This window comes from Lentibacter algarum, from assembly GCF_018860975.1.
GTDB classification, from domain to species: Bacteria; Pseudomonadota; Alphaproteobacteria; order Rhodobacterales; family Rhodobacteraceae; genus Lentibacter; species Lentibacter algarum_A.
Map to the genome: position 1 here is coordinate 234,045 of NZ_JAHKQI010000009.1, position 15,523 is coordinate 249,567.

Annotated in this window: 12 protein-coding genes; 8 read left to right on the top strand and 4 right to left on the bottom strand. The window is 57.3% G+C overall.

Annotated features, from left to right (window positions below):
• The first annotated feature begins 53 nt into the window (after positions 1–53).
• Positions 54–248 (top strand): SlyX family protein, encoded by a 195-nt coding sequence (locus KO498_RS15030; RefSeq protein WP_215960736.1) that lies wholly within the window; start codon positions 54–56, stop codon positions 246–248.
• Between the two features lie 11 nt (positions 249–259).
• Here KO498_RS15030 and KO498_RS15035 read toward each other — a convergent pair whose 3' ends face one another.
• Complete coding sequence (locus tag KO498_RS15035; RefSeq protein ID WP_215960737.1) at positions 260–1,306, bottom strand: hypothetical protein; 1,047 nt, start codon at positions 1,304–1,306, stop codon at positions 260–262.
• Positions 1,307–1,392: 86 nt separating this feature from the next.
• Positions 1,393–4,896 carry a DNA polymerase III subunit alpha gene (dnaE, locus tag KO498_RS15040; RefSeq protein ID WP_215960738.1) on the bottom strand — a complete coding sequence of 1,168 codons (3,504 nt, stop codon included), beginning with the start codon at positions 4,894–4,896 and terminating at the stop codon, positions 1,393–1,395.
• A gap of 250 nt (positions 4,897–5,146) precedes the next feature.
• On the opposite strand from dnaE, the gene KO498_RS15045 reads away from it, so the two are divergent.
• From KO498_RS15045 to KO498_RS15075, 7 genes are all read left to right on the top strand, one after another.
• A complete protein-coding gene (locus KO498_RS15045; RefSeq protein WP_215960739.1) occupies positions 5,147–6,670 on the top strand; it encodes an ABC transporter ATP-binding protein in 1,524 nt (507 codons plus the stop codon).
• Positions 6,657–7,739, top strand: a complete 1,083-nt coding sequence (locus tag KO498_RS15050; protein WP_215960740.1) for an ABC transporter permease — start codon at positions 6,657–6,659, stop codon at positions 7,737–7,739. Before KO498_RS15045 ends, KO498_RS15050 begins: the two co-directional genes overlap by 14 nt.
• Positions 7,739–8,659, top strand: a complete 921-nt coding sequence (locus KO498_RS15055) for an ABC transporter permease (RefSeq protein ID WP_215960741.1) — start codon at positions 7,739–7,741, stop codon at positions 8,657–8,659. Before KO498_RS15050 ends, KO498_RS15055 begins: the two co-directional genes overlap by 1 nt.
• Positions 8,660–8,705: 46 nt before the next feature.
• Positions 8,706–9,788: a BMP family ABC transporter substrate-binding protein gene (locus KO498_RS15060; protein WP_215960742.1), complete on the top strand. Its 1,083-nt coding sequence runs from the start codon at positions 8,706–8,708 to the stop codon at positions 9,786–9,788.
• Positions 9,789–9,898: 110 nt separating this feature from the next.
• Entirely contained in the window at positions 9,899–10,969 is a 1,071-nt protein-coding gene (locus KO498_RS15065) for an NAD(P)/FAD-dependent oxidoreductase (RefSeq protein WP_215960743.1), read from the top strand.
• Positions 10,969–11,622, top strand: a complete 654-nt coding sequence (locus tag KO498_RS15070) for a DUF938 domain-containing protein (RefSeq protein ID WP_215960744.1) — start codon at positions 10,969–10,971, stop codon at positions 11,620–11,622. Before KO498_RS15065 ends, KO498_RS15070 begins: the two co-directional genes overlap by 1 nt.
• 101 nt (positions 11,623–11,723) lie before the next feature.
• Complete coding sequence (locus KO498_RS15075) at positions 11,724–12,461, top strand: glycoside hydrolase family 25 protein (RefSeq protein ID WP_215960745.1); 738 nt, start codon at positions 11,724–11,726, stop codon at positions 12,459–12,461.
• Here the strand turns inward: KO498_RS15075 and KO498_RS15080 are convergent.
• Together KO498_RS15080 and KO498_RS15085 are read right to left on the bottom strand one after the other, a co-directional pair.
• On the bottom strand, positions 12,458–12,919 hold the full coding sequence (locus KO498_RS15080) for a DUF6636 domain-containing protein (RefSeq protein ID WP_215960746.1): 462 nt from the start codon (positions 12,917–12,919) through the stop codon (positions 12,458–12,460). The two genes, KO498_RS15075 and KO498_RS15080, sit on opposite strands and share 4 nt — an antisense overlap.
• Positions 12,912–15,416, bottom strand: a complete 2,505-nt coding sequence (locus KO498_RS15085; RefSeq protein WP_215960747.1) for a GcvT family protein — start codon at positions 15,414–15,416, stop codon at positions 12,912–12,914. Before KO498_RS15085 ends, KO498_RS15080 begins: the two co-directional genes overlap by 8 nt.
• Positions 15,417–15,523 lie beyond the last annotated feature (107 nt).

A 15,523-nucleotide genomic window follows, 5' to 3' on the forward strand; every position in this document is an offset into this window, starting at 1 on the left:
AGCAAGGCGGCAGCGCCTTGATAAGCGGGCAAGAAAGCGGCTATGAGAGGGCCATGACAGAACATGAAGAAAAATTGGCGCATCTTGAGCGCGTTACCGATGAGATGTCAGCCGTGATTGCGCGGCAGGACAAGGAGATCGCTCTTCTCACGCGACGGGTGCAAATGCTGATGGAAGCTGAGGCACACCGGCAGTCGCAGGGCGGCGAGCACATATTTAACGGTAACGAACGTCCGCCGCATTACTAGTGGCCTTGGCCCTAGTTCATCGCCACAACAGAACCATCGTGCAACAGGATATTGCGCCACGACTGCGCGCCTACGAAGGTGTTGTAAACCGTCACAAAGCTGGTGCTTTTCTCAAGAGACTTAAGTTTGGCACCGCAGGGTTTTCCCTTGCCAGTCTTGCATACCTGACGTTTCACCTTCTCATAGGCCTTGTCGGTTTCGCTCCACGGCTGTCCTTTTGACGCGTCGCCATAGCGCAAGGATTCGTGTTGCTCGACGTCACCGAACAATGCCAATGCCGCGTTGACTTGCCTTGGGCATCCGTCGTCAAACCCAGTGATGTAATACGCTCGCGAGGTGATGCTGCCGGGGGCGCTGTCATAGAGGCGGAACTTGCCTTTGCCGTCTGACGAGCGCTCGACTTCGGCGCCCATGTCGCTCTTTTTCAGCCCACAAACGCGGGCGATAGTGCCAAATCCAAGCGAGGTTCCCGGCTCAATGATTTGTGCGTCAGGCCCTGTTAGCACAGCGGCTTTACGACCGCTGAACATCCCCTTGAAGCCGCCACGTTGCTGCTTGGTGGCCGCAACGGCAGGGTTTTCAGCAGGCTCGACGGCGAGCGAGGCTTGCACGATTTCGGGCTGGTTTTCAGTCTGGCCTTCAGTTTGGCCTTCAGTCGCTGGCGCGACAACTGGTGCGGTTTCACTCGCAGTGTCCGGCTTCGCTTTCAGAAAGCCGAAAAGCTTTGGTTTTTCATCCGCTTGCTCCACTTTAAGAGCGCTTTCTGGTGCGGTTTCGAGTTCAGGAACCACTCCCTCTGCAACCGCCTCTTCAACCGCCTCGTTGACGGCATCCTGTTCAACACCGGATTCGAGCGCCGCTTCGGGTTCCGCCTTCTTGCCCATCAAACGCTGAAACAACGGGCGGGTGTCGTTGGGATCAACCGGAGCCGCGAGCGCATCGGCTTGCGCAGGTTCCTCTTGCAACTCGACTTCCGAAATTTTTGCCACGTCGGCCAACGGATCGGCACAAGCACCGAGCATGGCAACCAAACCAAAACTGATAAGAATCTTACGCATACATGCCCCGTCCGATAACATTAGATGTGTTTACAGTTGCTGTGCGCGATGGTCTAGCATTTCTGCAAACACCCGCGGGATTCTGCTCAAATGTCATGGACTTCCAGCACGCCAGCCAAACTTTTGATCGCGCCTTTGATTTGCGGGTTGATTGAATAATCACCGCCAGCGTCGATTTCAACTTCCCCAGGCAGGCCCGCATCCATCAGGCAAAAGTGCAACGGCCCTGTGCCGGAACCACGCGCAGCCTTGGCAGCATTGGCGATCACTTCAGCAACGGCGGCAATCGCCGTTTCGTCTTCAACAAACACCTTGAGGCCGCTGTCGCCTGCGTCAGCAACAACACCGTCGATCGGCACGATAGATTTCGCCAACAGCTTGAGCTGGTCGCTTTCAAGTGTGGCCTCGCAAGTGATCACAACCTTGGCCCCAGTTTCGAGGTTATCTCGAGCTTTTTCAAGCACATCGCTGAAAATTGTGATCTCGTATGCACCGGATGTGTCGGAGAGTTGTGCGAAGGCAAACCGGTTGCCACGCGCTGATTTGCGCTCTTGGCGGCCAGCGACCACACCCGCCATTTTGGCGATAAATGCCCCGCCTTCGGCCTTGGCTTGCACTTCTTCAAGCGTCAAAACCTGCTTGCGTTTGAGCGGCGCCATATAGTCATCAAGCGGATGCCCCGAAAGGTAGAACCCCACGGCTTTGAACTCTTCACCGAGGCGTTCGGCTGGCAGCCAGTCTTGCACCGGAGAGAGGCGCGGCTCGGGGAGGTCGTCGCCAGCCTCACCAAACAGGCTGACCTGGTTCGAGTTTTTCTGATCATGGATCGCGGAGGAGTAGCCCATCAGCCCTTCAAGGCTGTCAAACACGCGGTGGCGGTTGCGATCAAGCACATCAAAGGCACCGGAACGGGCCAGCATTTCAAGCGGGCGTTTGCCCACACGTTTGAGATCAACGCGGCGAGCGAAGTCAAACAGGGTGACAAACTCGCCTTCCTTGCGGGCTTCTGTGATGAGTTTCATCGCTTCAACGCCGACGTTTTTCAAAGCGCCAAGTGCGTAGTGCAGCACTTGCTTGCGCACAGTGAATGTTGCGTCAGAGCGGTTCACGCAGGGCGGCTCCCACGCGAGATCAAGGCCTTTGCGCACTTCCTCGAAGTATGTGGCGAGCTTGTCGGTGAGGTGGATGTCGCAGTTCATCACACCGGCCATAAACTCGACCGGATGATTGGCCTTGAGCCATGCAGTTTGGTAGCTGACGACAGCATAAGCAGCGGCATGCGATTTGTTGAAACCGTAGTTGGCAAACTTCTCGAGAAGGTCAAAAACCTCAGAGGCTTTCTTCTTGTCGACGCCGTTTTCCATCGCGCCTTTTTCAAATTTCGGGCGTTCCTTGGCCATCTCTTCGGCGATCTTTTTACCCATCGCACGGCGCAGCAAGTCGGCCCCGCCAAGGCTATAGCCTGCCATCACCTGAGCGATCTGCATAACCTGTTCTTGATAGACGATAATGCCTTGAGTTTCCTCAAGAATATGGTCAATCGAGGGGTGAACAGACTCGCGTTCCTTAAGGCCGTTTTTCACTTCGCAATAGGTCGGAATATTCTCCATCGGGCCGGGGCGGTAGAGGGCCACGAGCGCGACGATGTCTTCAATGCAGGTCGGCTTCATGCGCTTGAGAGCGTCCATCATCCCCGAGCTTTCAACCTGAAACACAGCGACAGTTTTGGCAGCGGCGTAGAGCTTGTAGGAGCGCTCGTCATCCAGCGGGATGGCATTGATTTCGTTAACCGCCCCTTCGGCGGGGGTATAGAGCTCGGTTCCATCCGCTGCCGTATGGATATCGCGGCCCTCGGCGCGAATTTGGTCAACAGCGTTCTGGATCACGGTGAGGGTTTTGAGGCCCAAGAAGTCAAACTTCACCAGCCCCGCCTGCTCGACCCATTTCATGTTGAACTGGGTTGCGGGCATGTCAGAGCGCGGGTCTTGGTAGAGCGGCACGAGGGCGTCAAGCGGCCTATCGCCGATCACCACACCCGCGGCGTGGGTAGAGGCGTTGCGCAGCAGCCCCTCGACTTGCATGCCGTAAGTGAGCAAACGGTCGACGACTTCCTCGTTCTTGGCCTCTTCACGCAGACGGTCTTCTGTGGCGAGGGCTTTTTCGATGCTGACGGGTTTCACGCCCTCAACGGGGATCATCTTGGAAAGGCGGTCAACTTGGCCATAGGGCATCTGCAAAACGCGGCCGATGTCGCGCACGGCGGCTTTAGAAAGCAGAGCGCCGAAAGTGATGATCTGGCCAACTTTGTCGCGGCCATATTTCTCTTGCACATAGCGGATCACCTCTTCGCGGCGATCCATGCAAAAGTCGATGTCAAAGTCGGGCATAGACACGCGTTCAGGGTTCAAAAACCGCTCGAACAGCAGCGAGTATCGAAGTGGGTCAAGGTCGGTGATCGTCAGTGCATAGGCCACAAGGCTGCCCGCACCCGAGCCACGACCAGGCCCAACCGGAATGTTCTGCTCTTTGCTCCAATGGATAAAGTCGGCAACGATGAGAAAGTAGCCGGGAAAGCCCATATCTTCGATGATCTTGAGCTCGAAATCCAGCCGCGCCTGATATTCCTCGATGCTCACCGCGTGCGGGATGACAGCCAGCCTATGCTGCAAGCCTTCGTTCGCTTGCCGGCGCAATTCGGCGATCTCGTCATCGGCAAACTTCGGCAGGATCGGATCACGTTTGTAGGCCTTGAAGGCACAGCGCTTGGCGATTTCGACAGTGTTCTCAAGTGCTTCGGGGAGGTCAGCAAAGAGCACGGCCATTTCGCGCGGCGATTTGAGGTAATGCTGCGGCGTCAGGCGGCGGCGAGGCTCTTGTTGGTCAACATAGGCGCCATCGGAGATGCAGATGAGGGCGTCGTGGGCCTCATACATCTTGGCTTTGGGGAAGTAGACATCATTGGTGGCGACCAACGGAATTTGCATGGCATAGGCCATTTCGACAAAGCCGCGCTCGGTGAGGCGCTCGGCCTCCGGCGCGGTTCCACTGTCATCAGAGTGGCGCTGAAGCTCGACATAGAGACGATCACCAAACATTTCTTTCAGGCGCTGCATCAGGGCTTCGGCGGCGGGGCGTTGGGCGGTTTGCAACAGCTGCCCAACAGGGCCTTCGGGGCCGCCCGTAAGGCAGATGATATCAGCTGAATGAGCAGCCAACTGCTCAAGTGAAACCTGAGGCAACTGCCCGTCACTGTCGATGTAGAGACAGGAGTTGAGCTTCATCAGGTGCTCATAGCCCGCCTCGGATTGCGCGAGCAAAACAACTGGCGCGGGGGCGCGCGGGCGCTCTCCCGGCTCGGCCTTGTGATAGGTGAGATCAACCTGACAGCCGATGATCGGCTGGATTCCGGCGCTTTTCGCCCCTTCGGAGAACTCAAGCGCGCAGAACATGTTGTTGGTATCTGTCACGGCAATGGCGGGCATGCCCATGTCAACGCATTGTTGAGGCAGCTTTTTGAGCCGCATCGCGCCTTCCAATAGGGAATACTCGGTGTGCACGCGCAGGTGAATGAACTTGGGGTCTTGATTCATGTCGCCACCCTAGCGCCGCGCTGTGCGAGCAGCAATGCCGTCAAAAGCAGCAAAGCGCAAATATCTTATGCTCAGCCCGACGCCGTTTCACAATAAATACGGGATATACATTGCCCATTCTCTACGAATCGTTGAAAGTGTTTACGCTAAGATTTGCCATTCATTTCTTGCGTCATGACGCCTTTCAACGCTTGAATGCTTGGCAAGTTATAAGGCCCGCGAGAGGCCACAAACCAAAGGGAAACACTGAGTGACAGAAACTTTGTTGACCATCGACAAACTCACAAAGGCCTACCCTGGTGTGGTTGCAAACGACTCCGTATCATTTGAGATCAAACAAGGCGAAGTGCATGCTTTACTTGGGGAAAACGGGGCGGGCAAGTCAACTTTGGTGAAGATGATCTACGGCCTTGTGAAACCTGACAGCGGCGTGATGACAATGAATGGCGCTCCGTTCACTCCGGCGGAACCGCGGGCTGCGCGAGCTTCGGGCGTAGCGATGGTGTTTCAGCATTTCTCACTGTTTGACGCGCTGGATGTTGCCGAGAACATTGCGCTCGGAATGGAAAACCCGCCACCAATGCGCGACTTGGCTGAGCGTATTCGCTCGGTTTCGGAGGAATACGGGTTGCCGCTAGACCCTTACCGCACGGTTGGCGATTTGTCGGCAGGTGAGCGTCAGCGCGTTGAGATCATCCGTTGTTTGCTGCAAGACCCCAAGCTTTTGATCATGGATGAGCCGACCTCGGTTTTGACTCCGCAGGAAGTTGATATTCTGTTTGAGACACTGCGCAAGCTGACGGCTGAGGGCGTGGCTATTCTTTACATTTCTCACAAGCTTGAAGAGATCCGCACACTTTGCGATGCGGCGACAGTTTTACGGCTTGGCAAAAACGTCGGCACTTGCATTCCCGCCGAGACAAGTGCGCGGGACATGGCCGAGTTGATGGTGGGCACCGAACTGCAAACACCCAAGAGCGCGGGAGCCGACCTTGGGGAAGTGGTGCTTGATATATCCGGGCTTTCGATGCCTTCGCCCAGCGAATTCGGGACTGCATTGAAGAACCTTCATATGCGGCTGCGCGCCGGTGAAGTGCTTGGAATTGGCGGCGTAGCGGGCAACGGCCAAGACGAGATGCTGCTCGCCCTGTCTGGCGAGGTGCGTGTTGACACGAACGCCCTGAAGATGAACGGCAAAGCTATCGGCAACCTTGCGCCGAACGCCCGGCGTGCTTTGGGATTGCTCACCGCGCCGGAAGAGCGCCTCGGACATGCCGCAGCACCTGACATGAGCCTAACGGAAAATGCTCTTTTGTCGGGCAATGTGCGGCGGGGGCTTTCAGAGAGAGGCTTTCTGAAGTGGGGCAAGACGCGCGCGTTTGCTGAAGAGATCATCGAGAAGTTTGACGTGCGCACACCGGGGCCGGACAATGCTGCACGCTCGCTTTCGGGCGGCAACCTGCAAAAGTTTGTGATTGGCCGAGAGGTGCTACAAGCGCCAGAAGTGTTGGTTGTTAACCAGCCGACATGGGGCGTAGACGCGCTGGCAGCAGCCTCGATCAGGCAAGCCATACTAGACCTCGCAGCAGGTGGAACAGCCGTGATCGTGATCAGTCAGGACCTTGACGAGCTAATGGAAGTTGCTGACAACTTCGCTGCTCTCAACGAAGGACGGCTTACAGAAAAGCGGCCCACGAAGGGGCTGAGCATTGACGAGATCGGCCTGATGATGGGCGGAGCACATGGAATGGAGGCGGCACATGCTGACGCTTGAAAAACGCCCGCAGCCGTCAAAGGCTTTTGCTTACCTCACGCCACTGATCGCTATTCTTGCGACCATGTTTTTTGGCGGCCTGCTGTTTATGGCTCTCGGCAAGAACCCGTTTGAATCTATCCGAACGATCTTTTGGGACCCTCTGTTCGGCGAGTTCGCGTTTTATTACCGGCCCCAGCTTTTCGTTAAAGGCGGGCCGCTGATCCTGATCGCGATCGGGCTTAGCCTCGGGTTTAAGGCCGGCATCTGGAACATTGGTGCTGAAGGGCAGTATATTGTCGGGGCGATATGCGGCGCGGGTGCCGGGCTGGCGTTTTACCCGATGGAAGCTTGGTATATCTTCCCGATCATGATCATTGCTGGCGCATTGGGTGGCTGGGCTTGGGCGATGATCCCTGCCCTGCTCAAAGTGAAGTTCCAGACAAACGAAATTCTGGTTTCGCTTATGCTGGTCTATGTCGCCGATCAGTTGTTGGCATCAATGTCACTTGGGCTGCTCAAGAACCCTGAAGGCCAGGGCTTCCCAGGTTCTCGTAACCTCAAGGATTACCCCAGCGCTTTTAACGACGAGATCATCACCGGCACGGGCATGCATTGGGGCGTTGCGGCGGCCTTTATCGCGGTGATTTTTGCCTATGTGCTGCTCAACCGGCACATGCTCGGCTTTTCTATCCGGCTCACAGGCGAGGCCCCGCGCGCGGCCAAGTTCAGCTCGGTAAACCCCAACCGCATCATCCTGTTTTGCCTTGGCATGTCAGGTGCTTTGGCGGGCTTGGCGGGGATGTTTGAAGTGTCCGGCCCATCGGGGCAAGTGAGCATTGATTTCGCTTCCGGATACGGCTTCACCGCGATCATCGTGGCCTTCCTCGGGCGGTTGCATCCGGTCGGCATCTTCTTTGCAGGTCTGCTTCTGGCGCTGACATATATCGGCGGCGAGATGGCGCAGGGCAACCTCGGCTTGCCCAGTGCGGCGATCCAGTTGTTTCAAGGCATGCTGTTATTCTTCCTGCTCGCGGTTGATCTGCTCACCAACTATCGCATCAAACTTAGCCGCAAGGAGGCCGTGTGATGGACCTTTCAGCAATCAACCCTGCCCTCCTTCTCGCTTCGCTTCTTGTGGCCGCAACCCCCATCCTCATTGCCGGTATCGGCGAGCTGGTTGTCGAGCGCGCGGGGGTTTTGAACCTTGGTGTCGAGGGCATGATGATCACCGGCGCGATTTGCGGCTTCATGGCGACGATTCTAACCGGATCACCAGCGCTCGGCTTTTTGTTTGCGGCCCTTGGTGGCGCGGTTTTGTCGCTGCTGTTTGCATTGCTCACTCAGGTTGCACTCGCAAACCAAGTGGCAAGCGGCTTGGCGCTAACGCTGTTTGGCCTCGGGCTTTCTGCGCTGCTCGGGCAGGGTTATGTCGGCCTCAAGCCGCCCGCAACACCCAAGCTTGATATCCCGCTGCTCTCTGACATCCCTTTCTTTGGCACCGTGCTGTTTAACCATGATATCATTGTATATCTCGGTATCGCTCTCGTTGCTGGCGTTTGGGCGGCACTCAAATACACCCGTGTTGGGCTTATCTTGCGCGCGGTCGGAGAGAACCATGATGCCGCCCATGCGCTTGGCTATAAGGTTGTGCGTATTCGTGTGATGGCGATCATGTTTGGCGGTGCTTGCGCTGGGCTTGGCGGCGCTTACATCAGCCTCATCCGCGTGCCGCAATGGACCGAAGGCATGACAGCAGGTGCTGGCTGGATCGCTCTTGCGTTGGTGGTGTTTGCCAGCTGGAAGCCCTGGCGTGTTTTGTTGGGTGCTTGGCTTTTCGGCGGTGTCACCGTTTTGCAGCTTAATTTGCAGGCAGCGGGTGTTTCTGTGCCTGTCGAAATCTTGTCGATGTCGCCATATATCATCACCATCATCGTGCTGGTAATTATGTCGGCGGATAAATCGCGCGCTCCGGCCTCGCTCGGGCGCATCTTTCACGCCTCTAGCTAATACCTTATACTCACAAACAGAATCTGCATCAGGGAGACTACAGATCATGAAATTCACCAAAATTCTCGCCACAGCTGCCGTGGCGCTCGGGCTGGCTACTTCAGCCTTCGCTCAAGACAAAACCAAAGTCGGTTTTATCTTTGTTGGCCCGATCGGCGATGGCGGCTGGACACATGAACACAACGTTGGCCGCCTCGCGGTTGAAGCCGAGTTTGGCGATAAGGTTGAGACAACCTACGTTGAAAACGTGCCAGAAGGTGCCGACGCCGAGCGCGTGATGACACAGATGGCGCTGCAAGGCGCTGACCTGATCTTCACCACATCGTTTGGCTATATGGACCCGACTATCAACGTCGCCAAGAAGTTCCCTGACGTGAAGTTCGAACACGCGACAGGCTACAAGCAGGCTGACAACGTGTCAGTTTACTCGGCACGCTTTTATGAAGGCCGCGCCATTCAGGGCCACATCGCCGGCAAGATGACGAAGTCAAACATCGTTGGCTATATCGGCTCTTTCCCGATCCCCGAAGTTATTCGCGGCATCAACTCGGCCTATATCCACGCCAAGAAAGTTAACCCTGACGTAGAGTTCAAAATCGTTTGGGCCTTCACATGGTTTGACCCTGCGAAAGAAGCGGACGCGGCCAAGGTTCTTATCGAACAAGGCGCAGACGTGATCTTGCAGCACACTGACTCAACCGCGCCTTTGGCGGCGGCTGAAGCGGCTGGAAACGTCATCGGCTTTGGCCAGGCGTCAGACATGGCCGAGTTCAAAGACGGCCCACGGGTTAGCTCGATCATTGACGCATGGGGCCCTTACTACATCGACCGTGTAAAGGCGGTTATGGACGGCACATGGGAAAGCAAAAGCACATGGGACGGCATCGGCGCTGGCATGGTTGGCATTGGTGACATCACCGACAAAGTACCAGCTGACGTAAAAGCCGAAGCATTGGCGATGAAAGAGGCTTTGGCCGACGGCAGCTACCACGCGTTCACAGGCCCTATCAACAAGCAAGACGGTTCGGCATGGTTGGCTGAGGGCGAAACTGCTGAAGACTATGGCGACAACGGCCTTGCTGGCATGAACTTCTTCGTTGAAGGCATCACCGGCGACATTCCCGAGTAAACTTACTCAGCTAAAATTCAGGAAGGGCCTCGCAGGTTTGCGGGGCCTTTTTTTGTTGGTGCTCGGGTTTGCTCTGCCGTAACCTCGCCCAAACTGAGTGAGGGCAGAACATGACAGACATCATCGTCATTGGCGGCGGCATTGCGGGCACATCTGTTGCCGCGCGTCTGGCGCCGCACGCAAGTGTCACATTGCTTGAGGCAGAAAACGTCTTGGCCTATCACGCCTCCGGCCGATCGGCGGCGCTGTATGAGAGCAATTATGGTTTGGACACCACAGTTGCTTTGAGCAAAGCAAGTGCTGACTACTTTCACCAATCGGGGCTGCTTAGTGACCGCGGACTGCTGATCGCGGCACGGGCCAACGAGCGTGAGCAGTTTGAGGCTGACACTGCGATGCTGAAGCTCGAGTTGATCAGCCCAGCCGATGCGCTGGCAATGATCCCTATCTTGGATGGCGCGCAGGTTGCCCATGCCTCTCATCACGCCGGAGCATGGGACATCGACACAGACCGCATGGTGCAGGATTTTGCCCGCGAGCTGCGCACACATGGCGGCCGTCTACAGACCAAATCGCGGGTGGTTTCGATCACCGGCGGCGCGGGGGCTTGGGCGGTGCACACCGAGGCTGCCACCTATGAGGCTGCGATCATTGTCAACGCCGCTGGCGCGTGGGTTGACGAGCTTGCAAAGCTCGCGGGCGTCACACCGCTTGGCTTCACCCCGCTGCGCCGTTCGATGGTGCGCATCCCTGCGCCCGGAGGGCATGATGTCAGCAAATGGCCGATGTTCTTTGGAGTTGGCGAAAGCTGGTATGCCAAGCCCGATGCAGGCTCGCTTATCGTCTCTCCGGCCGAAGAACACCCGATGCCGCCGATGGATGCCTGGGCTGATGACATGGTCCTTGCCGAGGGCCTCGCTCGCTATGAGGCCTTGGTCACCGAGCCTGTCACGCGGATTGAAGCGAACTGGGCAGGCCTGCGCACGTTCTCTCCCGACAGGCATCTGACGGTCGGGTTTGACGTGCACACCGACGGCTTTTTTTGGCATGCAGGGCAAGGCGGCTACGGCTTTCAAACTGCGCCTGCTGCCAGCCAGCTTGCCGCTGATCTAATCCTTGGTCGTGCGCCTGAAATGGATGCTGGCACTGTCAGCGCCCTTAGCCCTGAAAGGTTTGCATAGTGTCAAAGCCGCGTGATCTTTCTGCTGTTGCCAGCTTCGCTCAGCCTGCCGAGGGCGCGCAGTTGTATGCCCCTTCAGCAGCCAAAAATGTCGAGGCGATAAGCGAGGTTCTTTGCGCCCATGCGCCCGATAGCGGCGCAGCACTTGAGATTGCCTCAGGCACTGGCCAGCATGTCGCAACCCTCGCCATGCGCATTCCGCAATTGCACTGGCAACCCACCGAGCTTGATCCTGTGCGCCGTGCGAGCATCGACGCCTATGCGACTGATATCAACAACATCGCCCCAGCGGTTGAGCTGAACGCAACGGCTGTTGGTTGGCACACAAAGCACCAAGGCCAAGCGCTGATCACCCTTGCCAACCTGCTGCATCTGATCTCGGAGCCAGAAGCGCGCACATTGATTGCCGAGGCTGGACAAGCCCTCGCGCCGCAGGGTGTTTTGCACCTTTACGGCCCGTTTCTGCGTGATGGCGAAACAACCTCGGAGGGCGACACGAGCTTTCACGCCAAGCTTCAGGCCGAAGACCCTGAAGTAGGCTACAAAGACGACTGGGACATCATCGAATGGATCCAAGCCAGCGGTATGGACCTTGTCGAAGTGATCGAAATGCCAGCTAACAACATGTCATTTGTTGCGCGCCGCGTTTTCTAGGGCCGATAGGCGGAAACCCCCTAGCGCTGCGACAAGCCTGTTGACGTGGCCGCCCCAACCCGTGACTTTAGACCTCATACATTTCACGTCAGGTTGGTCATATGTTGCGCGTTTTTGCTCTCTTTCTTGTTCTTGCTACTCCGGCGCTCGCCGGGCCACGCTTTAAGGACAGTGATCCTGTCGCTTTTGCCGGACGACACCCGCATAAATACGCAGTTCACGGCATCGACGCCGCGCGCTTTCAGGAAAGTATCGACTGGCGGCGTGCTCGCAAGGCAGGTGTCAGCTTTGCTTTTGTGAAGGCCACTGAAGGCGGCGACTTGCTTGATCCGATGTTCAAGTCCCATTGGCGTGGGGCGCGCAAAGCCGGCGTGCCTGTTGGGGCGTATCACTTCTACTATTTCTGCACGCCCGCCCGGGTTCAGGCGCGCTGGTTCATCCGCAATGTACCCAAAGCCAAAGGCGCACTGCCACCGGTGCTTGATATGGAGTGGAACCCCTTCTCACCCACCTGCAAACTGCGCCCGCCCGCTGCCACTGTGCGCAAAGATATGCAAATTTTTCTGCGTTTGATCGAGAAGCACTATGGTCAGCGCCCGGTGATTTACACCACCCCGAAGTTCTTCAAAGAGAACGACCTTGGCCGCATGAAAGGCGAGGAGTTCTGGCTGCGATCAACGGCCAAAACCCTCAAACAGGCCTACCCCGGCCAAGACTGGCATTTCTGGCAATACACCAGCACCGGGCTGATAGAGGGCATCGAAGGCGAGGTTGATATCAACCTCTTTCACGGCAATCGCAAGGCTTGGAACCGCTGGCTCAAGGCCCGTGCGCGCTAGTTGAACTTGAGCTTTGCGCGGCGGATATGAAAGCCGTTGCCTGTGCTGTTTGAACAGCGCACGCCGTCTTTTGCCATGCTACAGTTGAAACCCGAAACGTTCCAACTAGAGCCATAGCCGAGCTTTGGCAAAGGCAGCGGCCAGAACACATCACCATGGCAGACCCAACGCGCATTGCCGCGGCCTGCATAGGGCAAAAGCACGATGCGGGTTTGGTCTAGATCGCAGGTCAGGTCATCATCGCCGAAGTCGAGAGGCGGCGACCATTGCACCTCCCAAACAAGGCAAGCCAGCCGGCGCTGTGACTCGGGCAGAAGCGCGTCAGTGTCCCAGTCGCGATCAATCGTGTAGCAAAGTATGTTGCCACTTGGCGCTTTGAAACCTGTGCTTTCGGCCGAAGCCCATGTGCCAATGACCGCGAGGGCCAAGCCGAGTATTAGTCTGAGTGACCTACCCATCTTGGCGGATCGTCGCGTTCTTCGGGTCGTAGGGGCTGTCGCATGTCACCACAGCATCCCACAGTTTGTCCTGCATTTTGACTTGCAGCTTGGTGCCTTCGACGGCCAACTCGGGCGTCACGTAACCCATGCCGATCGACTGTCCGAAAGCGACTGAATAGCCGCCGGATGTGAGGCGCCCTACGCGGGTTCCCTCGGGTGTATAGAGCACTTCGCGGCCCCACGGGTCGGCGTCGCTTGGCCCGTCGATGAGCAGCGTGCAGGCCTTGGAGCGGATGCCCTTGGCGAGCATCGCCTCTTTGCCGTGAAAGTCTTTTTCCAAGTCGATGAACCTTGGCAAGTCGGCCTCGGCAGGCGTTGCGTCGCGGCCAAGCTCGTTGCCAAAGGCGCGGTAGCTTTTTTCTTGGCGCAACCAGTTTTGCGCCCTTGCACCGACAAGCTTCATGCCGTGTTTCTCTCCGGCCTTCTCAAGCAGATCAAACAGGTAGTTCTGCATCTCCATCGGATGGTGCAACTCCCAACCAAGCTCGCCGGTGTAGGCCACGCGGATGGCGTTGACGGGGCACATGCCGAGCTCGATCTTGCGAGCGGTGAGCCAAGGGAAGCGCTTGTTTGACAGGGCTGTCTCGGGGTCAGCGTCAACGATCACCTCTTTCAAGACATCACGCGACTTTGGGCCAGCGATGGCGAAAACGCCCCATTGGGTGGTGACATCCTGGATCTCGATATAGCCGAACTCGTCCATCTTGTCTTCCGCAGCCTTGCGCAGGAAGTCGGCATCGTATTCTGTCCAAGCGCCTGCGGAGACGAGGTAGTAGTTGTTCTCGCCGTTGCGCACGATGGTGTATTCCGTGCGCGTCGTGCCATGCGACGTGAGCGCGTAAGTCAGGTTGATGCGGCCCACGCGCGGGAGTTTGTTGCAGGTGAACCAGTCCAAGAACTGCGTGGCTCCGGGGCCTTTGACGACGTGTTTGCTAAAGGCAGTCGCGTCGATCAGGCCAACACCTTCGCGGATGGCTTTTGCCTCATCAACCGCGTGCTGCCACCAGCCGCCACGGCGGAAAGAGCGCGCGTCGTGGTCAAAGCTTTCGGGCGCATCCAGCGGGCCGAAGTAGTTAGGGCGTTCCCAGCCGTTGACCCAGCCAAACTGTGCGCCGCGGGCTTTTTGACGGTCAAACGCGGGGGCTGTGCGCAAGGGGCGCGCGGCGGGGCGCTCTTCGTCGGGGTGGTGCAAAACATAGACGTGATCATAGCACTCTTCGTTCTTGCGTGCGGCGAACTCGGTTGTCAGCCAATTTGAGGAATAGCGTTTGGGGTCAAGGCTCGCCATGTCGATCTCGGCCTCGCCATCGACCATCATCTGCGCGAGGTAATAGCCCGTGCCGCCTGCTGCGGTAATGCCAAAGCTGAAGCCCTCGGCGAGCCACATATTGCGCAAGCCGGGTGCCGGGCCAACGAGCGGGTTGCCGTCGGGTGTGTAGCAGATCGGGCCGTTGAAGTCGTCTTTGAGGCCGCTCTCGGCGCAGGATGGCACCCGCTCTGTCATTGCCATATATTGCTCGGCGATGCGGTCAAGATCGAGCGGGAAGAGATCGGCGCGGAAGCTGTCGGGGACGCCATGCTCGAAACGGGCTGGCGCGTCTTTCTCATAAATGCCGAGAATCCAGCCGCCGCGCTCTTCACGAGCGTAAGACTGGCTGTCAGCGTCACGCACAACGGGGTGCTCGGGGTTAGTCTTACGCCATTCTACAAGCTCTGGGTCTTGGTCCATGACAATAAATGTGTGCTCGACAGGGATTGCGGGCATCTTGATACCCAGCATCTTGGCGGTGCGCTGCGCGTGGTTGCCTGATGCTGTCACAACATGTTCGGCGGTGATCACGACTTGCTCGTCAGAGGGCACAAGGTTGCCGCCCTTTTCGACCATCTTGGTGCAAGTCACTTCCCAGTGCGTGCCTGTCCAATTGAAGGCATCGGCCTGCCATTTGCGCTCGATCATCACTCCGCGTTGACGCGCGCCTTTGGCCATCGCCATCGTCACATCGGCGGGGTTAATGTAGCCGTCGGTGTTGTGGTAGATCGCGCCTTTAAGGTCATCGGTTCTGATCAGCGGCCAGCGGGTTTTGATCTCGTCAGGCGTAAGCCATTCATAAGGCACGCCGCAGGTTTCGGCTGTCGAGGCGTAGAGCTTATACTCGTCCATACGCTCGTCAGTTTGAGCCATGCGCAGGTTGCCAACCACAGCAAAACCGGCGTTCAGGCCTGTCTCTTCTTCCAAAGACTTGTAGAAATCGACCGAGTATTTGTGAATATGCGTCGTCGCGTAGGACATGTTGAACAGCGGCAAGAGGCCAGCCGCGTGCCATGTGCTGCCAGAGGTCAGCTCGTCGCGCTCGATGAGCATAACATCATCCCAGCCCGCCTTTGCGAGGTGATAGGCGATCGAGGTGCCAACCGCGCCGCCGCCAACAACGAGTGCTTTAACTTGAGTTTTCATGCGCCGACTCCCTAGGCATATCTTTGCATATGATATGACCTATCGCGCCGCCAACACACTGTAAGCGCACGACCAGTTTGGGAGAAAAGCGACTTCAAGCGTTTCGA